This window comes from Kaistella yananensis (genome assembly GCF_026107505.2).
Lineage (GTDB): Bacteria > Bacteroidota > Bacteroidia > Flavobacteriales > Weeksellaceae > Kaistella > Kaistella yananensis.
Map to the genome: position 1 here is coordinate 446,578 of NZ_JAPCHZ010000002.1, position 25,892 is coordinate 472,469.

At 39.6% G+C, this 25,892-nt stretch carries 24 protein-coding genes and 1 pseudogene; 14 read left to right on the forward strand and 11 right to left on the reverse strand.

The features are described from left to right. From OK344_RS06330 to OK344_RS06355, 6 genes and pseudogenes are all read left to right on the forward strand, one after another. Positions 1–546, forward strand: coding sequence for an adenine phosphoribosyltransferase (locus OK344_RS06330; RefSeq protein ID WP_265143981.1), 546 nt, complete (start codon positions 1–3; stop codon positions 544–546). Between the two features lie 128 nt (positions 547–674). Beyond that, a complete protein-coding gene (locus tag OK344_RS06335) occupies positions 675–1,385 on the forward strand; it encodes a YfgM family protein (RefSeq protein WP_265143982.1) in 711 nt (236 codons plus the stop codon). 10 nt (positions 1,386–1,395) lie between these two features. Continuing rightward, entirely contained in the window at positions 1,396–1,911 is a 516-nt protein-coding gene (ribH, locus tag OK344_RS06340) for a 6,7-dimethyl-8-ribityllumazine synthase (RefSeq protein ID WP_265143983.1), read from the forward strand. A 68-nt stretch (positions 1,912–1,979) separates the two neighbouring features. Then, positions 1,980–2,261 carry a hypothetical protein gene (locus tag OK344_RS06345; RefSeq protein ID WP_265143984.1) on the forward strand — a complete coding sequence of 94 codons (282 nt, stop codon included), beginning with the start codon at positions 1,980–1,982 and terminating at the stop codon, positions 2,259–2,261. A gap of 46 nt (positions 2,262–2,307) precedes the next feature. Next, positions 2,308–3,162, forward strand: coding sequence for a KPN_02809 family neutral zinc metallopeptidase (gene ypfJ, locus OK344_RS06350; protein WP_088468519.1), 855 nt, complete (start codon positions 2,308–2,310; stop codon positions 3,160–3,162). A gap of 157 nt (positions 3,163–3,319) precedes the next feature. Beyond that, positions 3,320–4,258: pseudogene (locus OK344_RS06355) on the forward strand (IS256 family transposase, variant Zn-binding type); the annotation flags it as partial. Between the two features lie 255 nt (positions 4,259–4,513). Here the strand turns inward: OK344_RS06355 and OK344_RS06360 are convergent. From OK344_RS06360 to OK344_RS06370, 3 genes are all read right to left on the reverse strand, one after another. Further along, on the reverse strand, positions 4,514–4,756 hold the full coding sequence (locus tag OK344_RS06360) for a YtxH domain-containing protein (protein WP_088468520.1): 243 nt from the start codon (positions 4,754–4,756) through the stop codon (positions 4,514–4,516). Positions 4,757–4,978: 222 nt separating this feature from the next. Next, entirely contained in the window at positions 4,979–6,604 is a 1,626-nt protein-coding gene (gene pruA / locus OK344_RS06365) for an L-glutamate gamma-semialdehyde dehydrogenase (protein ID WP_265143985.1), read from the reverse strand. 77 nt (positions 6,605–6,681) lie between these two features. Continuing rightward, positions 6,682–7,338, reverse strand: coding sequence for a metal-dependent transcriptional regulator (locus OK344_RS06370; protein ID WP_265143986.1), 657 nt, complete (start codon positions 7,336–7,338; stop codon positions 6,682–6,684). A gap of 275 nt (positions 7,339–7,613) precedes the next feature. Here OK344_RS06370 and OK344_RS06375 point away from each other — a divergent pair, with 275 nt between their 5' ends. Then, positions 7,614–8,687, forward strand: a complete 1,074-nt coding sequence (locus tag OK344_RS06375) for a threonine aldolase family protein (protein ID WP_330697438.1) — start codon at positions 7,614–7,616, stop codon at positions 8,685–8,687. Beyond that, positions 8,684–10,027, forward strand: coding sequence for a M28 family metallopeptidase (locus tag OK344_RS06380; RefSeq protein WP_265143988.1), 1,344 nt, complete (start codon positions 8,684–8,686; stop codon positions 10,025–10,027). Before OK344_RS06375 ends, OK344_RS06380 begins: the two co-directional genes overlap by 4 nt. Positions 10,028–10,078: 51 nt before the next feature. Here OK344_RS06380 and OK344_RS06385 read toward each other — a convergent pair whose 3' ends face one another. Further along, entirely contained in the window at positions 10,079–10,894 is an 816-nt protein-coding gene (locus tag OK344_RS06385) for an enoyl-ACP reductase FabI (RefSeq protein WP_253311393.1), read from the reverse strand. Between the two features lie 102 nt (positions 10,895–10,996). Further along, complete coding sequence (locus tag OK344_RS06390) at positions 10,997–11,296, reverse strand: hypothetical protein (protein WP_265143989.1); 300 nt, start codon at positions 11,294–11,296, stop codon at positions 10,997–10,999. A gap of 153 nt (positions 11,297–11,449) precedes the next feature. On the opposite strand from OK344_RS06390, the gene OK344_RS06395 reads away from it, so the two are divergent. Beyond that, positions 11,450–12,010 carry a DNA-3-methyladenine glycosylase I gene (locus OK344_RS06395; protein WP_265143990.1) on the forward strand — a complete coding sequence of 187 codons (561 nt, stop codon included), beginning with the start codon at positions 11,450–11,452 and terminating at the stop codon, positions 12,008–12,010. 50 nt (positions 12,011–12,060) lie between these two features. Here the strand turns inward: OK344_RS06395 and OK344_RS06400 are convergent, their stop codons facing one another. Together OK344_RS06400 and OK344_RS06405 are read right to left on the reverse strand one after the other, a co-directional pair. Next, positions 12,061–12,915 carry a nucleoside phosphorylase gene (locus tag OK344_RS06400; RefSeq protein ID WP_265143991.1) on the reverse strand — a complete coding sequence of 285 codons (855 nt, stop codon included), beginning with the start codon at positions 12,913–12,915 and terminating at the stop codon, positions 12,061–12,063. A gap of 90 nt (positions 12,916–13,005) precedes the next feature. Further along, positions 13,006–13,338 carry a translation initiation factor gene (locus OK344_RS06405; RefSeq protein ID WP_265143992.1) on the reverse strand — a complete coding sequence of 111 codons (333 nt, stop codon included), beginning with the start codon at positions 13,336–13,338 and terminating at the stop codon, positions 13,006–13,008. Between the two features lie 152 nt (positions 13,339–13,490). Here OK344_RS06405 and OK344_RS06410 point away from each other — a divergent pair, with 152 nt between their 5' ends. Genes OK344_RS06410 through OK344_RS06425 form a run of 4 tightly spaced genes read left to right on the forward strand, consistent with a single transcriptional unit; the run spans position 13,491 to position 19,764 of the window. Continuing rightward, positions 13,491–13,946 (forward strand): GbsR/MarR family transcriptional regulator, encoded by a 456-nt coding sequence (locus OK344_RS06410; RefSeq protein WP_265143993.1) that lies wholly within the window; start codon positions 13,491–13,493, stop codon positions 13,944–13,946. Positions 13,947–13,948: 2 nt separating this feature from the next. Further along, the gene (locus OK344_RS06415; protein ID WP_265143995.1) at positions 13,949–15,178 is read left to right on the forward strand and encodes an efflux RND transporter periplasmic adaptor subunit; all 1,230 of its coding nucleotides are present in this window, start codon (positions 13,949–13,951) and stop codon (positions 15,176–15,178) included. After that, complete coding sequence (locus OK344_RS06420) at positions 15,178–18,327, forward strand: efflux RND transporter permease subunit (protein WP_265143996.1); 3,150 nt, start codon at positions 15,178–15,180, stop codon at positions 18,325–18,327. The genes OK344_RS06415 and OK344_RS06420 overlap by 1 nt, the downstream gene beginning before the upstream one ends. 27 nt (positions 18,328–18,354) lie before the next feature. Then, positions 18,355–19,764 (forward strand): efflux transporter outer membrane subunit, encoded by a 1,410-nt coding sequence (locus OK344_RS06425; protein WP_265143997.1) that lies wholly within the window; start codon positions 18,355–18,357, stop codon positions 19,762–19,764. A gap of 52 nt (positions 19,765–19,816) precedes the next feature. On the opposite strand, the gene OK344_RS06430 is transcribed toward OK344_RS06425, so the two are convergent. After that, on the reverse strand, positions 19,817–20,356 hold the full coding sequence (locus OK344_RS06430; RefSeq protein ID WP_265143998.1) for an RNA methyltransferase: 540 nt from the start codon (positions 20,354–20,356) through the stop codon (positions 19,817–19,819). 64 nt (positions 20,357–20,420) lie between these two features. Here OK344_RS06430 and mutS point away from each other — a divergent pair, with 64 nt between their 5' ends. Then, positions 20,421–23,006, forward strand: a complete 2,586-nt coding sequence (mutS, locus tag OK344_RS06435) for a DNA mismatch repair protein MutS (RefSeq protein WP_265144117.1) — start codon at positions 20,421–20,423, stop codon at positions 23,004–23,006. 39 nt (positions 23,007–23,045) lie between these two features. Here the strand turns inward: mutS and OK344_RS06440 are convergent, their stop codons facing one another. The 3 genes from OK344_RS06440 to OK344_RS06450 form a co-directional block, all read right to left on the reverse strand. Next, on the reverse strand, positions 23,046–23,453 hold the full coding sequence (locus OK344_RS06440; RefSeq protein WP_265143999.1) for an energy transducer TonB: 408 nt from the start codon (positions 23,451–23,453) through the stop codon (positions 23,046–23,048). An 8-nt stretch (positions 23,454–23,461) separates the two neighbouring features. Continuing rightward, the gene (locus OK344_RS06445) at positions 23,462–25,300 is read right to left on the reverse strand and encodes an ABC transporter ATP-binding protein (protein WP_265144000.1); all 1,839 of its coding nucleotides are present in this window, start codon (positions 25,298–25,300) and stop codon (positions 23,462–23,464) included. Between the two features lie 145 nt (positions 25,301–25,445). After that, positions 25,446–25,835, reverse strand: coding sequence for a DUF4293 family protein (locus tag OK344_RS06450; protein WP_265144001.1), 390 nt, complete (start codon positions 25,833–25,835; stop codon positions 25,446–25,448). Positions 25,836–25,892: the final 57 nt, after the last annotated feature.

Below are 25,892 nucleotides of genomic sequence, written 5' to 3' on the forward strand. Positions count from 1 at the left end.
ATGAAAAATGCCCAGCTGATTCTCGATTTAGAGAATACCATTGAAAATATTCCTGATTTTCCAAAACCTGGAATTCAGTTCAAAGATATTACACCGATTTTTCTTAATCCAAAACTCTACGAAGATGTAATTGCTGATCTCGCGAATTTCAGTCGCGGTAAAGTAGATGCAGTTTGTGGGATCGAAAGTCGCGGGTATCTCTTCGGTATCGCTGTTGCAGTTGCCCTCGAAGTTCCTTTTGTACTCATTCGTAAAGCAGGCAAACTTCCACCGCCTTTTGTCGGCGTGAAATACGATTTAGAATACGGTTCAGCAGAAATTGAAATGCGCACCGGGCAAATTAAACCGGGACAGCGAATTCTTATTCATGACGATCTGCTCGCTACCGGCGGTACAACTGAAGCCGCTGCAAGACTGGTAGAAAAGCAGGGTGCAACAGTTTCGCAGTTCAGTTTTTTAATTGGCTTGCAAGATCTGCATGGGGAAGAAAGATTGAGGCAGTTCGACGCAGATGTTTATACAATTCTGGATTATAAAACCTTTTAAAATCCCCTATTTTAACAACAAAAACTTAGCTGTTTGGCTGTAATTTTAAAGCCGAAATGTTTTTTCAGGCTTTATTTTGTAAATCGTTCAAAAACAGTTAAATTTGCACTTCAATTTTTTAATTTATTATGGCAAAACATAAAACGCACACCGACAAAAGAGAGATGGAAGGGAAGGAAACCGTAGAAGTTTTCAAGGATTTAGACAGAGGTGCACTGGATACCGAAAGATTTTTGGAGAAGCATGCTAAAACTTTAGTTACTGTTTTTGTGGCTTTGGTAGCGTTGGTTCTGGGATATTTCGCATATGAGCAGTTTTATGTAGGCCCAAGAAATGAAGAGGCAACGATGAGCTATCTTGCTGCCCAGAAAAATTTAGCAGATGGTAAAGAGGATTTGGCTTTAGGAGGAAAAACCGCTGCAAATCCCGGTTATTTGGGAACTTATAACGAATATTCAGGAACCAAGGTTGGTAAACTTTCTGCTTATAATGCAGGCCTTCTGAAATTCAAAGAAGGGAAATATCAGGAAGCTTACGATCTGTTGGAAAAGTTTTCTTCTAAAAATAAAATTTTAATGGCCCTGAAATATGGAGCAATGGCAGACTGCCAGATCAACCTCAATAAAAACGAAGATGCTCTTTCGCTTCTGGATAAAGCATCGTCAGCATCAGATGATCCGTATACCTCGTATTACTTCACAAGAAAAGCAGGCTTGGTCTCCTTAGCTTTGAAGAAAAATGCGGAAGCAAAAAAATATTTCTCTACAATCGATGAGAAGTATCAGGATTACGACAATGGAATGTCGGATTCTTACATCGAAATGGTAAAATACTACTAAAAAATATAAAATGGCAACTGTAAATCTTTCAGATTACAAACCATTGAAAATTGATGATGCCGGTTCTTTTAGAATTGGCATTGTTGTTTCTGAATGGAATGATTTTGTAACCCACAACCTTCGCGACGGCGCTTTGGAAGTACTGAAAACCGAAGGCGTAAAAGATGAGAATATTAAAGTTTTCAACGTTCCCGGCGCATTCGAACTCAATTTTGCTTCCATGCAGCTTTGTAAGGAAAGGAAATTTGATGCTGTAATTGCGATAGGATGTGTAATCCGTGGCGAAACTCCGCATTTTGATTATGTCTGTTCCGCTGTGGCACAGGGAATCAAGGACTGCAATGTCTTAACAGACGTTCCAACGATATTCTGTTTGCTTACGGATGATAATAAAGAACAGTCGATTGCAAGAAGTGGCGGAAGCCTCGGAAATAAAGGCGTGGAAGCAGCGGTAACCGCACTGCAGATGATCGATTTCAAGAAAAAACTTTCTGAGAAAAAAGGCAGTATCGGGTTCGGGAATTAAATATTATTTCAGCGCCATAAATCATCAACAATATTTGGACTTTTAAACTTCAATTATACCTCTAAATTTTGGGCCAGGATATTTTCAAGGAGAGCTTTCAGCCGAAAGCCTACATCGCAACCTATCAGGATTTGGGTTTAATTAAGGATAATTATCTGACGGTAATTTCACCTAGAAAAAAAGTACGTCAGAATTCCTTAAGGCCTCAAAAATCTGAATTACCGGCAAATTTCAAGTTATATTACGATGAAGTGCCTTTAAAAAATTCGGTACAAAACTTGATTGACGACTGTGTCTCCGCGTACCAGTCTACAAGTTTCTGGTTGCAGAAAAATCAGCTAAATAAATAAAAAAAACGTACTTTTAATCTCAAGATTAATTTAAAAATTATCAACTATGAAATGGACAAACGACAGAAGCGGAAATGTAGATGATCGACGTGGCGCTGGTGGCGGTGGAATGATGGTGGGCGGCGGTCTCGGTACTCTTATTATCGCTGCAATTATATTCTTTCTAGGAGGTGATCCTTCTGCCATTCTGTCAAGTGGTATGGGAAGCGAAACACAGCGGACCGAACAGCGTGATTTAACGCCGGATGAATTAAAAGTACGCGAGTTTGTACAGATGATTACTGCAGAAAATGAACAAACCTGGACAAAGGTTTTTCAGGAAAACGGAATGCAGTACGAGCCCGCAAAAGTGGTAATGTTCGAAGCGGTAACACAGTCGGGATGCGGAACAGCACAGGCTGCGATGGGTCCCTTTTATTGCCCGGCTGACCAAACCATTTATATGGACATGAGTTTTTTTAAAGAACTTCAGCAAAGATTTGGCGCACAGGTTTCAGAGTTTTCAATTGCATATGTAATGGCTCACGAAATGGGTCATCATATCCAGAATCTCTTGGGGACTTTACAGAAAACTGACCAATTGAGAAGAAGCGGAAGATATTCTGAAGCCGATATGAACAGGGTTTCTGTTGCTACAGAACTTCAGGCGGATTTTTATGCGGGTCTTTGGGCGAGACAAACAGATAACAGAGAGAAATTTTTGGAACCAGGTGATATTGAATCTGCAATTTCAGCAGCTGAAGCGGTTGGCGATGACAATATCCAGAAACGTTCACAGGGCTATGTAAATCAGGAAAGCTTTACACACGGCAGCTCAGCGCAACGTAAAGAGTGGTTTATGAAAGGTTATAACACGGGAGATATCCGCCAGGGTGATACATTTAATGCGCTGTTAAAGTAAATTCAGGAAAATTTAAAATAAAGGCTTAATACTGAAAACTAGTTGGTAAAATTCATTATATCAACGATGGATAAAGGCATAGAAGAAAGTTTTATGAAACGTGTTTCATAAAACTTTTTCTTTGTGTGAAAAATGACTAAAAAAGCGATGCTGGGCTTGCAAAAGTTTGGATGTTATCCGTTGGGGAAGTCAAGCGGGAAAACAGAGGTTTAAATGCAAAAGCTGCGGAATTTTTTTCACAAATAATCGTCCAGAACAAAGATTAAGAAACAGGTTTGTGTGGTTTAGGAAATGGGTGCTGGAAAGACAGACTTATAAGACTCTTTGCCGAGACAGTGGATACTCCAAGGATACGCTGCAAAGGACTTTTTATCAAATTCTGGAAAGCTCTCCAGTATTAAAAATCATCAAACGGGAAAAAGTCAACTTAAGAATGGATGCCACTTACTTTGCACAGTTTTGTTTGGTGGCTTATCAGGACGATCTCGACGGTTACACTCAATTAATCCGCTTCACAGACGGAGAACATTACGAGGAGATCAAAGAAGACCTGGCCAATCTTTTGTTGTTGGGAGTGAGGCTTGAAAGCATCACTTCTGATGGTGATAAAAGTATTTTGAAGGCGATCAAAAAAACCGACAGGAACATCATCATCCAAAGATGTTTGGTCCATATCCAGAGAATGTGCCTGATTTGGCTAACCAAATTCCCTAAACATATTGCAGGTCAAGAGTTGAGAAAACACGTTCTTTTATTGCTGAAAATCAAAACGCATAACGATCGAATCTGGTGGACACAGGAGTTGAAGGAGTGGTATGAGCGGCATAAAGACTATATCAATGAAAAAACTATTAACACAGAAACAGAACGGTATTGGTACACCCACAAACTATTGAGAAGAACATATTTTACTATAAAAAGGGCGCTTCCCAATATGTTTCATTATTTGGATAATCCAAACATTCCAAAAACAACCAACGGAATCGAAGGGTACTTCAGTCATCTGAAAAACCACCTGGATCTACACAGAGGATTAACGCTGAAAAACAGAATTAACTTCATCAAATGGTACATTTATTTTTCTAACGAAAAATAGAGTTTTTTTAGCAATAAAGTTCATCCGATAATTTAAAAAGGGCGAGAAAATCTCACCCTCAAACTATCGTTTTGAACATTAATCCTATTGCTGAAAGGTTGGTCTCCACCATTGCCTTTTTCCTCTTCGGATTAACAGGCGGAATTTAAACATTAATTTTCTAAAATCCACCAACTATTTTTCAGTACATTACCAAAATAAAAAATCCGCGGTGTAAATTTACACCGCGGATTTATGTTAATGAAAACTAAGTTTTTAGTTTTGATTGGCAGAATCAGCCACCGATGTTTTGGTTTGATCAACTTTATTCTGTACCTGAGAAGCAACGTCATTGGCTTTTGACTTTAAGTCGCTTCCTAATTTATTGAAATTATCTTTGGCGGTGTTAAATTTATCCTTTACCGCTTGTTTTTCTTCTGGAGTAGAGTTTTTATATTTCCAAAATGCTACTGCTCCAAGTCCAAGTAAGGCTAATAAACCATTTCTTTTAGTGCTCATAATATTAAATTTTTAAGTTATTTGTGAAATTAAGTGATATATCGATATCATTGTAAAAACTGTGCCACTAAACCAACTTAAAGTATAAAGTTTTGTTAAAATACGTGATTGGTGGTCTTTAACTGTTTTACGCATTGAAATAACTTCCTGAATAGCATTAAAAAGATTAGAATAAAAAAACTCTGTCAGTTGACAGAGTTTTATACTTAAAGGAAAAAATGTTTATCCTAAATATGGATATTTGTAATCTTTAGGCGATACAAATGTTTCCTTAATGCTTCGTACAGAAACCCATCTCAGCAAGTTCATTTTAGAACCTGCTTTGTCATTGGTTCCGGATGCTCTCGCTCCGCCAAACGGTTGCTGACCCACAACTGCACCAGTTGGTTTATCGTTGATATAGAAGTTTCCGGCTGCATTTTCCAAAGCTTTGTAAGCTTCATCAATGGCGTAACGGTCCTGAGAGAAAATAGATCCGGTTAAAGAATAAGGTGAAGTTTCATCAACCAATTTCAGTGTTTCCTTCCAATCCTGGTCTTCATAAACATACACCGATAAGATTGGGCCGAAAATTTCTTCACAAACCGATTCGTATTTCGGGTTTGTTGTTTCAATTACTGTAGGTTCTACAAACCAGCCTTTCGAATCATCACATTTACCACCGAAAATAATGTTTGCTTCTGCAGATTTTTCCGCACGCTCGATATATCCTTTACACTTTTCGAAGGAATTTTTGTCGATTACGGCGTTGATGAAGTTGGAAGGATCTTCCGGGCTTCCCATTTTTATTGTTTTAAGCTGAGATTCCATTACAGCTTTCACGTCATTCCAAAGTGATTTTGGAACGTAAGCTCTGGATGCTGCAGAACACTTTTGTCCCTGATATTCGAAAGCACCGCGAACCAATCCTGTAGCAACTGCTTCCACATTCGCAGATGGATGTACCATAACGAAATCTTTTCCGCCAGTTTCGCCAACAATTCTTGGGTAAGTTTTATATTGGTGGATATTGTTTCCGATTTTCTTCCACATATCCTGGAAAACGGTTGTAGACCCAGTAAAATGCAAACCTGCAAAATCGGGATGTGACAACACTTTATCTGCAGTTTCTTTACCATCGGTAAAAATCATATTGATTACTCCTGCAGGCAAGCCCGCTTCGGTAAGGATATCCATAATAATTTTAGCTGAAAGAACCTGTTTGTCTGAAGGTTTCCAAACCACAACATTTCCCATCATTGCCATACATGTTGGCAGGTTACCTGCAATCGCTGTAAAGTTGAAAGGAGTTACCGCAAAGCAGAAACCTTCCAGCGGGCGGTATTCAGATCTGTTCCAAACGCCTGTATCCGAAACGGGCTGTTCGCTATAGATCTCAGTCATAAACTCTACGTTATAACGAAGGAAATCGATGAATTCACACGCCGCATCAATTTCTGCCTGGTGAACGTTTTTACTTTGTCCAATCATTGTTGCCGCGTTTAAACGGTCACGGTAAGGGCCGGCAACCAAATCTGCAGCTTTAAGGAAAATTGCTGCACGCTGTTCCCAACCGAGATTGTTCCATTTTTCTTTCGCTGCCAAAGCAGTATTTATTGCATCTTCAACATGCTGCATAGTTCCCCTGTAATAAAATCCAAGATTGTGCTGGTGATCCTGAGGTGAACTGATGGCAATTTTATCTTCAGATTTTACTTCTTTTCCATCGATGATCATGGGAATTTCTACCTGCTCTTTCCACATTTGTTTGTAAGCGGAAATCAGAGATTTCACTTCTGCAGAACCCGGTTCATAACTTCTTACCGGTTCGTTTACTGCAAAAGGAACTTGCGAAATAGCTTTTGACATATTTTTAATTTTTATTGATTATTTTGAGAATGTTACAAAGTTACGGGAATTGAAGCAATATGCCAAAACCAGTTTTCTTAGTGAGAAAGTTTAACCAGAATTTTATCGCACACCATTTTGCTGAGAACGGTAGGGCAACCATCAATGTTTACGGTCATGGATTTATCGAATTTCTCAATAGCCAAAACTTCGATTTCTTTCCCCAGTTCTAAGTTTTTGATGTTGAGATAGGTAAGGAAATCATCGTCGCTGATGGTTACAGAGGTGAAAATTACCTTTTGGTGCTTTTCGCATTCGCTCAGTTTCTTTAAATCCTGGGCAATAATGTTTCCATCTTTATCTGGAATAGGTTCGCCATGAGGATCGTACTTTGGAAAATTCAGGATTTCATCCATTTTATCAAAAAAAGTCTCGGAGTGAATGTGCTCAAGTTGTTCTGCGATTTCATGTACATTTTCCCAGCCGAAATTCATCTTTTCCACGAGAAACATTTCGGTCAGCCGATGTTTCCTCACCACCAAAGCAGCCTGTTTTTTGCCGGAATCTGTTATTTTCAGTGGTTTATAACTTTCGTAACGCACCCAGTTTTTCTCAGCGAATTTCTTCATCATGTTGTTAACACTTGGCATTTTCACATCAAGAAATTTGCTGATTTCGTTAATGGTTACGGTGTTTTCTTTATCAGCTAAATGAAAAATGGCTTTCAGATAATTTTCTTCACTAAGTGAAATCATAAGTTAGATTAAATGTATCGCAAATCTAACAAATAAAAACAAACAATAAAAAACGCACAAAAATTATGTGCGTTTCGCGATTAACATTTAAAAAAAATTACAGCTTTAACGAAAAACTAAAATTGAATTTTTCTTAAAAATTAATAAAATAATGGTTATTAGTTTTTTTTCATCATTTGTATGTACAAAGATCAAAATACTTTTACAGGTGATAAAGGGTGTATTTACCCTTTTTTTGTTGGTGAAATCACCCATTTTTTCTACATTTAACAACCATAAAGCATACCCTAGATCATCTTAGGCTTCAAGAAAACAAAATGAAATATTCCTTTAAAAACGATTACTCCGAAGGTGCTCACCCCAGAATTCTGGATGCGCTTACTAAGCATAATCTTACCCAGCAAAGTGGCTATGGGCTTGACGAATATTCTCTTCAGGCGGCAAAATTCATTATGGAAAAATTTGATGCGCCCAATGCAGCTGTACATTTGGTGTCGGGCGGAACACAGGCCAACCTCACGGTGATTTCTGCTTTTCTGAGGCCGCATGAAAGTGTGGTTGCTGCCCATATAGGTCATATTTTTACCAATGAATCGGGTGCAATTGAAGCAACCGGTCACAAAATTCATAGTGTGCAAACCATCGACGGAAAATTGCGCCCTGCAGACATACAAAATGTGATGAATGAACATCAGAATATTCCGCATCAGTTAAAACAGAGACTCGTTTATATCTCGAATTCCACAGAAACCGGAACCATTTATTCAAAGCAAGAGCTCCAGGAGCTGTACGAATTCTGCAAAAGCAAAAACCTGATTCTATTTATGGACGGCGCGCGCCTCGGTCATGCGCTTACCGCGGAAACCAACGATGTAACATTTGCAGAAGTTGCCAAATTTACGGATGCTTTTTATTTGGGTGGCACCAAAAACGGAGCTTTGATTGGGGAAGCAATTATAATAAATAATCCAGCACTGCAAGATGAATTTGAATTTCATCTTAAGCAGAAAGGTGCATTGCTGGCAAAAGGAAGGCTTCTGGGGATTCAGTTTCAGGAGTTGATGAGAAATAACCTGTATTTTGAGTTGGCTGATCATGCTAACCGACAGGCGATGAAGATTAAGGCTGCTTTTTCAGAAATTGGGTGCGATTTCCTTTCTGAAACGTTTACCAATCAAATTTTTCCTGTGTTAAATGCGAAACAGATTGAGCTGCTTTCAGAAAATTTCGATTTTTATATTTGGAAAAAGATCAACAATGAAAAATCTGCCATCCGGTTAATTACTTCCTGGGCAACAACTGATGAAACTGTTGCCGGGTTTATAAACGAAATAAAAAAACTGAAATGAAAAAAATACTGATTCTGCCGATCGTATTATTGTCCATCGCATTAAGTGCTCAAAAAACGAAAAATGATCTCGAAATTTCAAAATATGTGAGTCAGGTTAACAGAGATTCGCTGAAGGCTCATGTCGAAAAGCTCGTTAGTTTCGGGACGCGACATACGATGAGCTCAACTACAGATGCAAAGCGGGGAATTGGAGCTGCAAGAAACTGGGTGCTTTCAAAATTCCGGAATTATGCCCGGAATGCCGATGGACGAATGGAAGTTTACCTCCAGAATCAGGATTTAAAACCGGATGGTAAAAGAATTAATAAAGACACAAATCTTGGTAATGCCATTGCGTTTTTGAAAGGTACGGATCCCAATGATAAACGGGTGATCATCATCTCCGGACATCTTGATTCCAGAGTTTCGGATGTGATGGATGCAGAAAGTTTTGCGCCCGGAGCAAATGACGATGGAAGCGGAGTTGCTGCTGTTATTGAAAGTGCGAGAGTTTTAAGCAAATCAAAATTCCCGGTTTCAATTCTTTTTGTCGCGGTAAGTGGTGAAGAGCAGGGATTGCTTGGTGCACGAATGTTGGCTGATAAAGCAAAAGCAGAGAACTGGGATTTGGAAGCAGTTTTAAACAATGATATGATCGGTAATAACAGTTTTGATGCGGGTACAGATGCCGGGAAACCAAAACTACGGGTGTTCAGTGAAGGATTGTCAGCTTTTGAAACCGAAAAAACAGCAGCAGCGATCCGGAATTTAGGTCTGGAAAACGACGGAGCTGCCCGTCAACTTGCACGTTATGTGAAAGAAACCAGTGAAAAATACGTGAAAAACATTGATATTAAACTCATTTACCGAAACGACAGATTTTTACGTGGCGGAGATCATACGCCTTTCGTGAACCATGGTTTTACAGCGGTGCGGTTAACAGATTATTACGAGAATTACGATCATCAACATCAGGACATCAGAACTGAAAATAATAAAAAGTATGGTGACCTTATCGAGTTCATGGATTTTGATTATCTGAAAACAAACACGGCTGTGAATGTTGCAGTTTTGGCTAACCTTGCAAAGTCTGCATCAAAACCTGAAAATGTAAAAATGGACGTGAAAGAACTTTCAAATTCCACAAAACTTACTTGGGATAAACCACTTTCGGGAAAAATTAAAGGTTATCATATTTTGATTCGGGAAACCGACCAATCTGTATGGACGGAAAGAATTTTCACTTCAGAAACTTCAATAACAATTCCTTATTCTAAAGATAATTTCCTGTTCGCAGTACAAAGTGTGTCAGCGGACGGAAACGAAAGTTTACCGGTAATTCCGAAAATAGCCAGATAAAAAAAATCCGCTCTGTAAAAGGGCGGATTTCTTTTTTATGTTGACTTGAGATTATCCTTCGAAATCTTCAAATTTATCTACGATTTTCTGAGAAACTCCGGTATTACTGAAACCTCCGTCGTGGAAGAGATTCTGCATTGTCACTTTTCTTGTAAGATCCGAGAATAGGCTTACGCAGTAATTTGCACAATCCATTGCATCTGCATTTCCAAGAGGCGACATGCTGTCGGCAAAGTTGAAGAATCCGCTGATTCCTTTTACGCCGGCACCGGCTTTAGTCATTACAGGAGATTGAGAAATCGTATTTACACGAACTTTTCTCTCGCCCCAATAGTAACCGAAACTTCTTGCAATACTTTCAAGATAAGATTTGTTGTCGGCCATATCGCCATAATTAGGGAAGGTTCTTTGTGCAGCGATATAAGTTAAAGCGAGGATTGATCCCCATTCGTTCATAATATCTTTGTCCCACGCGGCTTTCATTACTTTATGGAAAGAGACAGATGATACATCCCACCCTTTTTCAAGGAAATCATAATTAAGGTCTGTATAAGCTTTTCCTTTTCTGATGTTTACCGACATGCCGATTGAGTGGAGGATAAAATCGATTTTACCAAATTTTTCCTGTGCATGGGCAAAAAGTTTTTCCAGGTCTTCTACAGAAGTGGCATCTGCCGGAATAACATCGGAACCTGTTTTTGCAGCAAGTTCATCAATCTCACCCATTCTCATTGCAATTGGTGCATTCGAAAGAATAAATTCTGCGCCTTCTTCATGGCATCTCTCTGCAACCTTCCAGGCGATCGACTGGTCATTCAGCGCTCCGAAAATAATTCCTTTTTTCCCTTTAAGTAATCCGTATGACATAATAGTTCTATTTAATTGCAACAAATTTAGAATATTTATTGTTTAAAGCATAAAAAAAGAGAACCATTTTCACGGTTCTCTTTCCTAACTATATGAAATTGCTTAATTGGTGCTCTTGTTCCATTCTGCTTTCACATCTTCGCCTGCGTCTTTTACATTATCTACAGCGTCTTCAGTCCAGTCTTTGGTTTTCTCCCACGCGTCGCTAACAGCGTCTTTGGTATCTTCCCAGGCATCAGAAATATTATCTTTTGCTCGTTCCATCCAACCTTCTGCTGTTGGAGTTTCATTTCTGTCGCGCTGTTCGCGGATATAATCCTTAGCTCTGTCTGCATAATCGTTTACGGTCCACTTTGCTTTGTTAACAGCGTTTTCTGCGTTGTTATAATCTTGTCTGTCCATAATAATAATTTTAAATTAATGATTTGGTGAATAATTTAATTTGATATTATGTTAAGTACCAACAATTATTCCGCTTTAGATTAATGGATGTTAAAAGTTTTATAAAGTTTTATTAAATATTTCCTTTAATTTTATCCGAATATTCAGAATACGATGGAAAAAATCCGCTGCACTTGGTGCGACAAAGACGATTTGTATAGAGCTTATCATGATAATGAATGGGGAAAACCCGTCTATAAGGATGAGACCATTTTCGAATTTCTCGTGCTTGAAAGCTTTCAGGCCGGACTTTCATGGTACACGATTCTGAAAAAGCGTGAAAATTTTAAACTTGCTTTTGATGATTTTAATTATCGAAAAATCGCAGAATATTCCTCTGAAAAAACGGAAGAACTGATGCATAACCCCGGAATCATCCGTAACCGCCTGAAAATTTTGGCAACGGTGAATAATGCGAAAAGATTTTTGGAAGTTCAGAAAGAGTTCGGTACTTTCTCAGAATATATCTGGAGTTTCGTAAACGGAAAACCACTCATTAACCATCCGCAAACATTAAAAGACGTACCGGCAACAAGCGAAATTTCCGATGCTTTGGCAAAAGATTTAAAGAAACGTGGTTTCAAATTTCTTGGCTCCACCGTTGTTTACGCACACATGCAGGCAACTGGAATGGTGAATGATCATTTGGTAGATTGCTGGGTCCGGAATCAATAAAAAAAAATCCGGCAAGTTTCCTGGCCGGATTTTAAAGTTTAGTAACTTTTTTATTTAATAATTCTCTCTAAAACCCACTCAATCATATTTTTTTCTGAAGCGTGATGGTCCGCAGAAAACTCGCCGCGTCTTCTGTTGGCAATTACAGCGTTCACGGTTAATGCTTTATGGCCTAATAATTTGGCCAAACCATAAATTGCAGAGGTTTCCATCTCGAAATTGGTGATGCCCAGATCATTTAAAGTTTCCAGAAATTTATCGTCGAGCGCTTTTAAACGGAGCTGCCTGCCCTGTGGAGCATAAAATCCAGGGAATGTTGCAGTATTTCCATGGTATTTGGCGTCTTTGTAATAATCAGCAATATCCTCAGCCCAATCAGAGAAATATAACAATGGTTTTATTTTTTGATAAGGGAATTTATCTAAAAAGTTCTTCGAAAATTCGTTCTCAAAATGATAATCCTGATAGAAATGAAGCAGCCCATCCAGTCCCACAACATTTTGGGTTACCAGCATGTTATCAACTTCTACATCAGGATTTACGCTGCCGCAGGTTCCTAGACGGAAAAGCTGAAGTGATTTGTGTTCACTTTTGAATTCTTTTTCTTTAAGATCGATATTCACCAGTGCGTCGAGCTCATTCATCACGATATCGATGTTTTCGGTACCGATTCCGGTTGACATTACTGTAATTCTCTCGCCACGCAAAGTTCCGGTGTGGGTGAAGAATTCTCTTTTATTTTTCTGAATGTCAATTTTGTCAAAATATTTCGACACTTTCGGTACACGGTCCGGATCGCCAACAAGAATGATTTTTTCCGCAAGGTCTTCGGGTAAAAGATTCAGGTGATAAACGCTTCCGTCTGGATTAAGAACCAGTTCGGAAGCTGCTAATTTATTAAGCATAATATTATTGTTTTAAATTAAAAAATCCTTTTAAAAAAAAGGAATTTAAAGGTACGGAGAATTTTTGGGGTAATGAAACAATGTCTGGAATTATCCGCCTACACGCTTGGTTTTGTACCCCATGTCCTGAAGGATTTTCATGATTTTATCGCGGTTATCTCCCTGAATTACAATGATTCCGTCCTTTGCAGAACCGCCGATTCCCAAAGTGGTTTTTATTTTCTTAGAGATATTTTTCAGTTCGTCCTCACTTCCTTCGAAACCCTCAATTAATGTAACCGGTTTTCCGTTTCTGCCTTTTTTTTCAAACTTGCATACAAGTGGCTCTTTCTGTAAAGACTTTACAGTTGCTTCTTCAGGCATTTCGAAATCCTGTTCTTCATGTTCCGGGAAAAGGTTTTTCAGTTGGTCGCGTAAATCCATAAAGCAAATTTAATATTTTTTATACATCATAATGCTATTTTCAGGCAAAGCAATGTTTAAAACCCTATGAAGAGTACTAAATATTTGTTAAAACTAAAGTTTGGTTCGGTTTGTTCCGAACTAATATTTTATATTTGTGGCATAAAATACAAATGAAACAGTCGCTGGAACTTAATAAAGAGATTTTTCGGGAGATGGTGAAATTCTATGGGGAGACCCTGAATATCCCGCCACTCGCTGCAAAAATATACGCCTATCTTATTTTCGATTTCGAGAAAAAGGGGATTTGCTTTGATGAGTTTGTACATGTTTTCGCTGCCAGTAAAAGTTCGGTTTCTGCGAATATTAATTTGCTTTTAAATGCCAAATTGATCAATGATTTCAACACGATAAAGGAACGAAAAAGGTTTTTCCGGATTAACGAGAATTACATCAACATCCGTTTCGAAGAAATCATCAGTAGAATGAAAAAAGAAATATTGATCCTGGATCAGCTCAACGAGTTCCGTAAGAGTAAAGATCAGGAAGAATTTCAGAAATTCGAAATCTACAGAAGCTTATTAATTAAGAATATTAAAAATATTGAAGAAACCCTCCATAAAATTTAAGTATGAAAAATAAATTAATCATTATTTCCCTGTCTTTGCTATCGGTACTTTCCTGTAAAAAGACAGAGGAGAAAAAGCCTGAAGGCCCAAAAGAAGTTCCTGTTGTGGAAGTGCAGGAAAGAAATGTCACGGGATATCAGTCATTCCCAGCTTCCATTCAGGGGCGAGTTAATAATGATGTTCGTGCAAAAATTCAGGGTTATATCACACAGGTTTTGGTAGATGAGGGCCAGTATGTTACTAAAGGCCAGCCACTTTTCAGACTGGAAACCAACACGCTTAACCAATCTGCAGATGCAGCACGCGCAGGAATTGGGGCGGCACAGTCCGGTGTTGCTGCAGCAAAAGCAAATGTAAGTGCTGCGCAGGCCGCGGTAAATGCATCGCAGGTAGAGGTTAACAAACTTATTCCTCTGGTTCAGAAAAATATTATCAGCCCAGTACAGCTGGAAACAGCAAAAGCAAATTTATCCCGTGCACAGGCGCAGCTTGCCCAGGCTCAGGCGGCCCAGGCTCAGGCTGCTGCAGGTGTTTCTCAGGCTTCCGCAAATTACAAAGGTGTTCAGGCCAATATTGATTATTCTGTAATCCGGGCGCCTATTTCAGGAGTTCTGGGCAAACTACCGTTCAGAGTGGGAAGTTTGGTTGGTCCCAACGACCCGACCCCTTTAACCACTGTTTCGGATACGAGTGAAATTTTCGCATACTTTTCGATGAATGAAAGAGAATATCTTGATTTCCTGGAGAATGCTTACGGTGCAACGGTGCCTGAAAAATTAAGAAATATGCCGATGGTAGAGCTTGAACTTGCCAACGGAAGTCTTTACGGAGAAAAAGGAAAAATTGAAGCCGCGACCGGACAGATTGATCCGACCACAGGTACTATTCAGTTCCGGGTTTCTTTTCCAAATGCTGCCAAACTCCTGAGCAACGGAAACAGCGGAACGATTAAAGTTCCAAAATTATATAACAAAGCTTTGGTTGTACCAGAAAGTGCAACTTTTGAACAGCAAGGTTTGGTCTACGTCTTTAAAGTTGAAAAGGATACTGCTAAAAATGTAATGATCGGAGTTACAGACCGTGTGAATAATCTTGTCGTCGTAAAAGACGGCATTAAAAAAGGTGAGAAAATTGTGGCTCAGGGCGTAGGTACATTAAAACCCGGAACTGCGGTAAAACCTAAACCTGCAAATTTCGACGAGATTGTTAACGCTATAAAACCGATTTTCTAATGGTAAAACATTTTATAAACAGACCGGTTCTTTCGAGCGTAGTCTCTATCCTCATTGTTATTCTTGGTGTTTTGGGCTTGCAGGCGCTCCCGATTACCCAATATCCCGATATTGCACCGCCTACGGTAAGTATTAACGCCAACTACACCGGTGCGAGTGCCGAAACGGTGATGAACAGTGTGGTAATTCCTATCGAAGAACAGGTAAATGGGGTAGAAGGAATGGATTATATTTCATCTTCTGCGAGCAACAACGGTTCTGCAAATATCCAGATTTTCTTTAAACAGGGCGTTGATCCAGATATCGCTGCGGTGGAAGTACAGAATAAAGTACAGCGCGCAGTTCCGCTTTTGCCTGCCGATGTTACCCGATCCGGAGTTACGGTACAGAAGCAGAGAACAAGTGCACTGATGTTCCTTTCATTTTATACCGATAATAAGGATTTGAATGAAGTCTGGCTTCAGAATTATATGAACATCAATATAATCCCTGAACTTAAAAGGGTAAACGGAGTGGGTGAAGCCCAGGCTTTTGGGGGCAAGAACTTCTCCATGAGAGTCTGGATCGATCCTGCAAAAATGGCAGCCTATGGTTTAGAGCCCAGCGATGTTACCGCCGCGATCAACGAACAGTCCCGGGAAGCTGCTGCAGGGCAGTTGGGGCAGAACAGCGGAAGCGCTTTCGAATATGTAATTACCTACAAAGGAAAATTTAACGAAGAAAAAGATTATGGTGACATTATCCTGAAATCTATGGGGAACGGGCAATTCCTTAAACTTAAAGATGTCGCGGAAATTAAGCTTGATGCTCAGTCTTACTCAGGAATCGGAGAGAATAACGGAAGAAGATCGATCAGTATGGGGATTTTCCAGACGCCGGGTTCCAATGCGCAGCAAATTATTAAAGATATCAAAGTCTTCCTCGAAGAGAACGAAAAAACACTTCCGGAAGGCGTGGGCTATACCATCAACTTTGATACGAACGACTTTCTTGAAGCTTCGATCAGCAAAGTAGTAACCACTTTACTGGAGGCTTTTATCCTGGTTTTCCTGGTGGTTTATCTTTTCCTTCAGGATTTCCGTTCTACCCTGATTCCGGCCATTGCGGTTCCGGTTTCTATTGTGGGAACTTTTTTCTTTTTGAATCTCTTAGGATATTCATTAAACCTTTTAACACTGTTCGCTTTGGTTTTGGCGATCGGGATCGTAGTTGATGATGCCATTGTAGTGGTAGAAGCCGTTCACGCGAAAATGGAACATGGTTTCTCCGATGCTAAAAAAGCTACAGTTAGTGCAATGGACGAAATTACCGGCGCTATTATCTCTATTACTTTGGTAATGGCTGCGGTATTTATTCCGGTAACATTTATTACAGGCCCTACCGGAGTTTTCTACCAGCAGTTTGGGATTACACTGATCGTGGCCATTTTAATCTCTGCGGTTAATGCATTAACACTGAGTCCAGTTTTATGTTCTCTGTTTTTGAAACCAAACCCTGCACATCACAAAGAATATACTTCAATGAACTTCCTGCAGAAGTTTTTCTATAAATTCAATGCAGCATTCAAAAGCGGAACAGACCGGTACGGAAGACTTTTCGTTTTCCTTTTGAGACATAAATGGGTAACGCTCGTAATCTTTGCTGTAGGAGGATTGTTTTTCTGGTGGTCAAATTCCACGATGCCTTCTGGCTTTGTACCCAAAGAAGACCGTGGGATTATCTTTACCGATGTGGCGCTCCCACCGGGAGCGTCTATGGAAAGAACGTATAATGTTTTAAAAGATTTGCAGGCAGAAGCCAGAAAAATCCCGGGTGTCGCCAACGTAACCTTTACTGCCAGCCGCGGATTTATGTCAGGTAGCGGTTCCAATGCCGGACAGGCCTTCGTACGGCTGAAACCTTTTGCTGAAAGAGCTAAAGATAATGATCAATCCGTTGAGGCGATTACCAAAAAACTTTTCGGGCTGGCCGGAAAATTTCCTGACGCTAAAATTGTATTTTTCTCGCCACCAAGTATTCCGGGATTTGGCTCCAGTGATGGTTTTTCTGCGGTTTTATTAGATAAATCAGGCGGAAGTTTAAAACAGCTTGATGGTGTCGCGAAAGAATATCTCGGCGCTTTGATGGAGAGACCTGAAATTCAGTTTGCGCAAACCTCATTCAACACCAATTATCCACAGTATGAAATGGTAATTGATGTGCCGAGAGCCAAAGAAACTGGAGTTACGGTTTCAGATATTTTAAGTACGATGCAGGGATATGTTGGTGGTGTGTACGCGGCCGATTTCACCAAATACGGAAAACAGTTCCGTGTAATGGTTCAGGCGTTCCCCGATTCCCGAAACGAACCATCGGATCTCAGCAGTATTTTTGTAAAAACAGCTTCAGGTCAAATGGCGCCAATTTCGCAATTTGTAACCATGGAGAAAACTTTCGGACCCAAATCTGTGGAAAGATATAACCTCTTTACTTCGATTTCAATATCAGGCTCCAACAATCCTGGATTTTCAACGGGTGATGCCATCCGTGCTGTACAGGAAGTTGCCGCAGAAAAACTCCCGGCAGATTATGTAGTTGAGTTTACCGGTCTTTCGAAAGAAGAATTAAGTTCGGGATCGCAAACCGCAATTATCTTTTTACTGAGCCTGGTATTTGTTTATTTCATTCTTGCCGCGCAGTATGAAAGTTTCCTGTTGCCTTTGGCGGTAATTATTTCGCTTCCGCTGGGTGTTGTAGGCGCATTTTTTGGACAGAGAATTGCCGGTCTAGAAAACAATATTTATTTCCAGATCGCTTTAATTATGCTTGTAGGTCTTCTTGCCAAAAATGCAATTTTGATCGTTGAATTTGCCATACAGCGTAGAAATCACGGCGAAACTTTGGCCATGTCTGCCATCAATGCAGCAAAAGCGAGACTCAGACCGATTCTGATGACTTCCTTTGCCTTTATATTTGGGATGCTTCCGCTGGTTTTCGCGTCCGGTATTGGTTCTGTAGGAAACCGTTCGATCGGGACCGGAGCCGCCGCAGGTCTTCTCATCGGAACGTTTTTCGGGCTGGTAGCCATTCCTGTACTGTACGTAATATTCCAGTGGTTACAGGAAAAGATAACACCTGTAAAAGTGAAAGACATTAATCTGGCAGAATAATTTCGTACACTGATTAAAATTTTTAAAATGAGAAAACATTTCAATATAAGAACTTTATTACTGTCGCTCATCACCTTTGCCGTGCTGACTTCGTGTACGGCCCGGCAGAAGTATGAAAGACCGAATGAGGTGAATGAAAATCTTTTCAGAACAGATTTGCTTCCGAAAGATTCTGCAAGCATTGCCACCGTTTCGTGGCGCGAAATCTTTACCGATCCTGTGCTTCAGAAACATATTTCAAGAGGCTTGGAGAATAATCTGGATATCCGAATTGCACTTCAGAATATCTCTGCCGCAGAGGCTTATTTAAAGCAAAGCAAAGCTGCGTATCAGCCTACACTTTCTGTAGGCCCCGGTTATACGTTCCAGACACAGTCTCTAAACACGCAATTGGGTCAGCTTGCAGGAGAAAGAAGGTATAATAATATTTATGATTTGAGTGCAGATATTTCCTGGGAAGCCGATATCTGGGGAAAAATGAAAGCTCAGGAAAAATCGCAGTTTGCAGAATATTTAGGTACAGTTGCCGCACATAAGGCCGTGAAAAGTGATTTGGTGGCTGCAATTGCGTCTGCCTATTATCAGCTTCTAACTTTCGATGAGCAGAAAAGAATCATCGGTGAAACAATTACCTTAAGAAAGAAAAATCTTGAAACGACAAAGGCGTTGAAGGATGCCGGAACGTTATCTGAAGTTGCTGTACAGCAAAGTGAAGCCCTAGTTTTCAATGCGGAATCATTGCTCATTAACATCAACATCCAAACTGCGCTTTTAGAAAATGCATTAAGCCTTTTAATGGGTGAACCCTCGCATGCGATTGAACGTACTACTTTAGCCCAACAGAAGATGCCGGGCCAATATCAGTTAGGTTTTTCTGCAAATCTGCTTTCGAACAGGGCAGATGTAATGGCAGCGGAATATGGTTTAATTTCAGCTTTCGAACTTACCAATGCCGCCAAAGCACAGTTTTATCCAAGTTTGAGAATTAATGGCAGCGGCGGAATTCAAAGTCTGGATATTGACCATTTATTCACTGTGAATTCACTTTTTGCCAATGTTGTTGCAGGTTTGGTGCAGCCGGTTTTAAATAATAGACAGATCCGAACCAATTACGAAGTAAGTTTAGCCAACAAAGAAAGAGCATATCTGAATTTCCGTAAAACCCTTCTTACAGCCGGAAGAGAAGTTTCTGATGCTTTGAAAGTTTACGAATCTCAGGACAGTTTTATCGATTTAAAAAGAAAAGAATTAACCGCTTATCAAAAATCTGTAGAGTTTTCCCAGGAACTTGTGAACTACGGAATGGCAAATTATCTGGAAGTATTAAATGCTTCGGTAAATTCCCTGAACGCCGAACTGAACATTTCCAATGCCGAATATGCCAAAATGAAAGCTGGAGTAGAACTGTATCAGGCGCTTGGCGGTGGCTGGAAGTAAAGATTTATGATAAATAAATTTTAAAAATGTAGCAAAGGAAAATTCCCGTATGCTACATTTTCAGATTTTTAAAGAATTCCCACATCACAATTCCGCCGCAAACCGAAACATTCAGCGAGTGTTTTGTTCCCAACTGTGGAATTTCTAGGAAACTGTCATAAAGAGGAAGCGTTTCGTCGCTCAATCCGTCTACCTCATTTCCGAGAACTAAAGCGTACTTTTCTCCTTTATTAATAGCGTAATCCGTCATTATTTCCGAAGTTGAAGTTTGTTCAATTCCGATGATTTTATAATTTTCGTTTTTCAGATTCTGCAAAGCTTCTGAAATATTTTTCTCGTAAATCCAATCTACGCTTTCCGTTGCTCCTAAAGCCGCTTTATGAATTTCGCGGTGCGGGGGTTGCGGCGTAATCCCGCATAGAATAATTTTCTCCACAATAAACGCATCCGCCGTTCTGAAAACTGCGCCTACATTATGCATGCTTCTCACATTATCCAAAACCACTACCAACGGAATTTTTTCGGTTTGTTTGAAGGTTTCTACATCGATTCGCCCTAATTCTTCGAGTTTCAGTTTCTTGGTGGATGACATTTTCGTATTTTTGTCAAAAGTAAGTTTTTTAAAACTCTTATCGTTAATTTCACATTCCTAAAATATTCCCGTGGCAAAGAAAGAGACTCCTTTAATGACGCAGTATAACACCATCAAGGCGAAGTATCCTGATGCGCTTTTGCTGTTTCGTGTTGGGGATTTCTACGAAACTTTTGGAACCGATGCCATCAGAACTTCCCAGATTTTAGGGATTGTGCTCACCAAAAGAGCCAATGGCGAAGGTCATATCGAACTTGCCGGTTTTCCGCACCATTCCGTGGATTCTTATTTGCCAAAACTCGTGAGAGCCGGACTTCGCGTTGCGATTTGCGACCAATTAGAAGATCCCAAATCCGTGAAAGGTATTGTTAAACGCGGCGTTACTGAGCTTGTCACTCCCGGAGTTACTTTCAATGAGCAGGTTTTAACCTCGAAAAAGAATAATTTTTTGCTTTCTGTACATAAAGAAAAAGAAAAATACGGAATCGGTTTTGTAGATGTTTCCACCGGAGAATTTCTGGTTTCTGAAGGGAATTTGGAGAAATTGTTGCATATCGTTCACACTTTCGATCCCAGCGAAATTATTTATCAAAGATCAACGGAACTTCCTTCTCAACTCAAAAATAAAAACTCATTTAAGCTCGAAGATTGGGCTTTTCAGTACAATTATGCTTACGAAAAACTTACAGGTCATTTCAAAACCAATTCATTAAAAGGTTTCGGAATTGAAGAATTTAAACTCGGAATTATCGCCGCCGGATCTATTTTTGCTTATTTGGTAGAAGATACGCATCACGCACTTTTGCAGCATATTACAAAAATTCAGGTCATCCCTCAGGACGATTATCTGATGATGGATAATTTTACGCTGAGAAACCTCGAAATCGTCTATCCAAGCAATCCACAAGGGAAATCTTTGCTCGATATTATCGATAAAACCGCAACGCCGATGGGCGGAAGATTGCTCAGAAGAAGACTGATTTTGCCATTAAAATCAGTGGATGAAATCAACAGAAGACTGAATTTAATTGAGTTTTTCAATAAAGAAGATCATTTAAAATATGAAATTCAGCAATTGTTGAAATCCATTTCAGATTTGGATCGTCTAATGGGAAAACTGGCTTCCGAAAAAATTTCACCGAAAGAGTTAGGTTATCTGCGTCACAGTTTGATGAATATTCATCAGATAAGAAATTTGCTCCATCCTTTTGCGGAGATTTTGGCGTGGCTTGAGCCGCTTAATAATCTTGAAGAACTCATCACGTATTTGCAGAATTACCTGAATGATGAACTTCCGGTGAATATTGCAAAAGGCAATGTGATAAAAACCGGAATTTCTGAAGAACTCGATCACTTGCGAGGTTTGCAAAACAAAGGAAAAAATTTCCTCGACGAAATGTGCGAACGAGAAATCGAACGAACAGGAATTTCAAGTTTGAAAATCAGTTTCAATGGTGTTTTTGGATATTTTATTGAAGTTCGAAACACGCATAAAGACAAAGTTCCGAGCGATTGGATCCGAAAACAAACTTTGGTGAATGCCGAAAGATACATCACCGAAGAACTGAAGGAATACGAAGACCAAATCCTTGGCGCTGAAGAAAAAATCTCAAAAATTGAGCACGAACTTTACCGAAAAGTCTGTGAAAATGTGATGATTTACATTGATGCCATTCAAGGAAATTCGAAAATTATCGCGGAACTCGATTGTGGCGTTGGTCTCTCTGAGTTAGCAGTTTCCGAAAGTTATACGAGACCAATTTTAAATGATTCTTACTCGATTGAATTGAAAGAAGCGCGACATCCGATTATTGAAAATGCGCTTCCATTAGGAGAAAAATATATTCCGAATGATTTGTTTTTGGACAAAGATTCGCAGCAGATTATCATGGTTACAGGACCGAATATGGCAGGTAAATCAGCGATTCTAAGGCAAACTGCAATTATTTGTTTAATGGCACAAATCGGAAGTTTTGTCCCCTCGAAACATGCGGAAATCGGGATTCTCGATAAAATTTTTACGAGAGTTGGCGCTACGGATAATATTTCTGCCGGAGAATCCACTTTTATGGTGGAGATGAATGAGGCGGCGAATATTTTGAATAATATTTCTGAGCGAAGTTTGATTTTATTGGATGAAATTGGCCGCGGAACCTCCACTTACGATGGTGTTTCTATCGCTTGGGCGATTGCGGAATACCTGCATCAGCACCCAACTCAGGCGAAAACTTTGTTTGCAACGCATTACCACGAACTCAACGAAATGACGGTAAATTTTGAAAGAATCAAGAATTTCCACGTTTCCATTCAGGAGAACAAAGGAAATATTATTTTCATGCGAAAACTGTTGCCGGGAGGGAGTGAGCACAGTTTCGGGATTCATGTGGCAAAACTGGCGGGAATGCCTTCAAAGGTTGTAAACCGCGCAAATGAAGTTTTAAAAACTTTAGAAAAAAGCCGCAGCCAAAGCGGTTCTAAAGATTCTGCCAAAGCGATTACCGATGAAAACATGCAGCTTTCTTTCTTTCAGTTAGACGATCCTGTTCTGGAAAACATCCGTGAAGAACTTACAAAAATCGACATCAATACATTGACGCCGATTGAAGCTTTAATGAAGCTGAATTCGATTAAGAAGATGATTGGGAAGTAATTTCATCACTTATCCATAGATTTTCTTTTATGATTGGTATTACTCACAAACCAAGCTGAAAGTCTGGTGAACTCTGAATCTTATATTCACATCATTTAAAGTACCTGGAGTCCATTTTTGTCTAATTGATTTAACGACTCTTAATGCTTCCGTATTTAAACGAGAAGATTTTCCACTAGTTTTAACATCTGTAATTGAGCCATCTCTTTCTACTACAAATTCAATGGATGATACTTGTCTTTCGTTCCGTGTGCAGTCGATGTTTTCAGCAATTACACCAGCGCGAATCAAATTATTAAAAGCTTCAGGTCCACCTGGAAAACTGGGTTCTGTTGGTTGGCTATCTAAAATAGCATCTCTCTTTGGTAGTTCAATAGGTTTTATAGCTCTCTGCGCACAAGAGTATAAAGAGAAAATTATAGCAAAAAGTAAAAAGTGTTTTTTCATTATTATTTTTACCCAAAATTCTGCAGTTCCACCAGTCTGCGGTACACATTATTATTTTCCATGAGTTCGTTGTGCGTGCCCTGCTCTACAATGCTTCCGCGTTCCATCACAACGATCCAGTCGGCTTTCTGAATGGTTGAAAGTCGGTGAGCGATAACGAGAGAAGTTCGGTTTTCCATCATTTTTTCCAAGGCGTCCTGCACGAATCTTTCAGATTCAGTATCCAAGGCGGAAGTTGCTTCATCAAGAATCATAATTGGAGGATTTTTCAGAACAGCTCTCGCAATGGAAACCCTTTGTTTTTGTCCGCCTGAAAGTTTGTTTCCGTCGTCGCCGATGTTGGTATAATATTTTTCCGGAAGACCTTCAATGAACTCGTGCGCATTGGCAATCTTCGCGGCGGCCATTACTTCTGCTTCGGTCGCGTTGGGTTTTCCCATGAGGATATTATTGAAAACTGAATCATTAAAAAGCACGGATTCCTGAGTTACCATACCCAAAAGATTCCGGTAGTCATTCAGTTTTAAATCTTTAATGTTTACACCGTCAACTAAAATTTCGCCTTCAGAAACGTCATAAAAACGGGCAAGTAAATTTGCAATGGTCGTTTTCCCTGAACCTGACTGTCCCACAAGCGCCACCGTTTTACCTTTCGGAATGATGAGATTGAAATTCTTTAGAATAACATTGTCTTTATCGTAATAAAAACCAATGTTTTTAAATTCAATTTTATCTTTTAAAGTTGAAATGCCAAGTGGATTTTCGATTTCTTCCACCTTCAGGTCGTAATCCAAAACTTCAGAAACCCGGTCTAAACTAGCCATTCCGCCCTGGATATTCGAAATTGCGCTCGATAACTTCTTCGCCGGTTCCAGAATCTGGAAAAACATCCCGATAAAAACAAGGAATGTTTCGGGCTCCATAGTCTGTTCATTTAAAATCTGAACGCCCGCAAACCAGGTAATAATCAAAATAGTGACAGACCCTAGAAATTCACTCATCGGGGAAGCAAGTTCGCGGCGGCGGCTCATCCCGATAGCATATTTTTTCCAGTTATCGGTGGTGGAATTAAATCTGTTCTTTAAGATTTTATCGGCGTTAAAGATTTTAATAACCTTTGATGATTTCAGGGTTTCGTCAACAAGTGAAAAAAGATTTCCCAATTCTTCCTGTGCAGCAGTCGCCTGTTTTTTAAGACTTTTTCCGACCCAGGCAATCAATCCGCCCATCAAAGGGAAAACAAGCAGAGAAAAGAGCGTTAGTTTTGGAGAAAGAATAAACAGCGTGATAAGCGAGGAAATAATCATAAATGGCGCATTGATCACATCAACCAGGCTTCCCATAATTCCGCCTTCCACGCCGCCAATATCGTTGGAGATCCGACTCATCATGTCGCCTTTCCGCTTTTCGGTGAAAAAGGAAACCGGTAATTTCAGAAATTTATTGTACATCGCAGTTCGCAAATCTTTGGTGATGCCTACACGATAATTTACAAGGAGAAATGCTCCAAGATACCTGAAAATGTTTCGAAGTAAAAAGGCAACCGCAGTTACGGCACATAAAACCGCCAGGACTTTTACCGTTCCGTTGGCATCAATACTTTTTTGGATGGTGTAATACGCCCAATCTTTTGCGTAGCCGAAAAAATCTACAATTCGCCCGGAGTTTACCGGCGGTTTTGTAGTGTCAACCTTCTCGACCGTACCAAACATTAAACCCAAGATCGGAAGCATCGTCGCTACCGAAAAGATATTGAGTACAGAATACATGATGTTGAAAAACATGCTTCCGAAAAGGTATTTCTGATGAGGTTTGGCGAAGGAAAGAATGCGTTGAAATGGTTTCATTCAGTGAAATTAGTGCACAAAAATACAGAAATTTGAACAGATAATGGCAGTTGAGATTTTCTGTCAATTTTTTTACTCATCAGAAATAAAAAAAACAGCTCCTGAAAAATCGGGAACTGTTTCACTCAAAAAAATCGTTGTGAGTTTAGCGGAGTCTGTCTACAGATTTCACGAGCCTGTCGTCTTTTTTGATGTAGATGTTTGCGATAAACAAACTCACCATCGAGATCAACGGGAAAAGCGGCTCAATACCTTTCTCAGGAAAATTAATTCCTCCAGATAAACTGAGTAGCCAATACGCCAATAAACCGAGCAACAAAGCGTTTATAAAAATGCTGATGTTATTCAGCAGAATTTGTCTCTTGCGGTCTTTATAACTTAAAATGCTTAAAAAGCCCAAAAGGATTAAAACAACACACACCACAGAAATAAATGGAGTCGGCCCAAAAACGGAAAAATCCTGCGCCGTAACGAAGAGGAAAATTGCGCCTAAAATCGCCAGAAAAATCCAAACAGTCTGTATTCTTTGAAGCATTATAATAACTATGAGGTGCAAAAATAGCAATTATTTTTTGCATAAATAAAAAAAGTA

What these genes read in the sequence shown, in the direction of transcription:
- OK344_RS06330 (WP_265143981.1), top strand. Translation starts at nt 1, where the DNA reads ATGAAAAATGCCCAGCTGATTCTCGATTTAGAGAATACCATTGAAAAT.
- OK344_RS06335 (WP_265143982.1), top strand. Translation starts at nt 675, where the DNA reads ATGGCAAAACATAAAACGCACACCGACAAAAGAGAGATGGAAGGGAAG.
- ribH (WP_265143983.1), top strand. Translation starts at nt 1,396, where the DNA reads ATGGCAACTGTAAATCTTTCAGATTACAAACCATTGAAAATTGATGAT.
- ypfJ (WP_088468519.1), top strand. Translation starts at nt 2,308, where the DNA reads ATGAAATGGACAAACGACAGAAGCGGAAATGTAGATGATCGACGTGGC.
- OK344_RS06360 (WP_088468520.1), bottom strand. Translation starts at nt 4,756, where the DNA reads ATGAGCACTAAAAGAAATGGTTTATTAGCCTTACTTGGACTTGGAGCA.
- pruA (WP_265143985.1), bottom strand. Translation starts at nt 6,604, where the DNA reads ATGTCAAAAGCTATTTCGCAAGTTCCTTTTGCAGTAAACGAACCGGTA.
- OK344_RS06370 (WP_265143986.1), bottom strand. Translation starts at nt 7,338, where the DNA reads ATGATTTCACTTAGTGAAGAAAATTATCTGAAAGCCATTTTTCATTTA.
- OK344_RS06380 (WP_265143988.1), top strand. Translation starts at nt 8,684, where the DNA reads ATGAAAAAAATACTGATTCTGCCGATCGTATTATTGTCCATCGCATTA.
- OK344_RS06385 (WP_253311393.1), bottom strand. Translation starts at nt 10,894, where the DNA reads ATGTCATACGGATTACTTAAAGGGAAAAAAGGAATTATTTTCGGAGCG.
- OK344_RS06390 (WP_265143989.1), bottom strand. Translation starts at nt 11,296, where the DNA reads ATGGACAGACAAGATTATAACAACGCAGAAAACGCTGTTAACAAAGCA.
- OK344_RS06395 (WP_265143990.1), top strand. Translation starts at nt 11,450, where the DNA reads ATGGAAAAAATCCGCTGCACTTGGTGCGACAAAGACGATTTGTATAGA.
- OK344_RS06400 (WP_265143991.1), bottom strand. Translation starts at nt 12,915, where the DNA reads ATGCTTAATAAATTAGCAGCTTCCGAACTGGTTCTTAATCCAGACGGA.
- OK344_RS06405 (WP_265143992.1), bottom strand. Translation starts at nt 13,338, where the DNA reads ATGGATTTACGCGACCAACTGAAAAACCTTTTCCCGGAACATGAAGAA.
- OK344_RS06410 (WP_265143993.1), top strand. Translation starts at nt 13,491, where the DNA reads ATGAAACAGTCGCTGGAACTTAATAAAGAGATTTTTCGGGAGATGGTG.
- OK344_RS06415 (WP_265143995.1), top strand. Translation starts at nt 13,949, where the DNA reads ATGAAAAATAAATTAATCATTATTTCCCTGTCTTTGCTATCGGTACTT.
- OK344_RS06420 (WP_265143996.1), top strand. Translation starts at nt 15,178, where the DNA reads ATGGTAAAACATTTTATAAACAGACCGGTTCTTTCGAGCGTAGTCTCT.
- OK344_RS06425 (WP_265143997.1), top strand. Translation starts at nt 18,355, where the DNA reads ATGAGAAAACATTTCAATATAAGAACTTTATTACTGTCGCTCATCACC.
- OK344_RS06430 (WP_265143998.1), bottom strand. Translation starts at nt 20,356, where the DNA reads ATGTCATCCACCAAGAAACTGAAACTCGAAGAATTAGGGCGAATCGAT.
- OK344_RS06440 (WP_265143999.1), bottom strand. Translation starts at nt 23,453, where the DNA reads ATGAAAAAACACTTTTTACTTTTTGCTATAATTTTCTCTTTATACTCT.
- OK344_RS06445 (WP_265144000.1), bottom strand. Translation starts at nt 25,300, where the DNA reads ATGAAACCATTTCAACGCATTCTTTCCTTCGCCAAACCTCATCAGAAA.
- OK344_RS06450 (WP_265144001.1), bottom strand. Translation starts at nt 25,835, where the DNA reads ATGCTTCAAAGAATACAGACTGTTTGGATTTTTCTGGCGATTTTAGGC.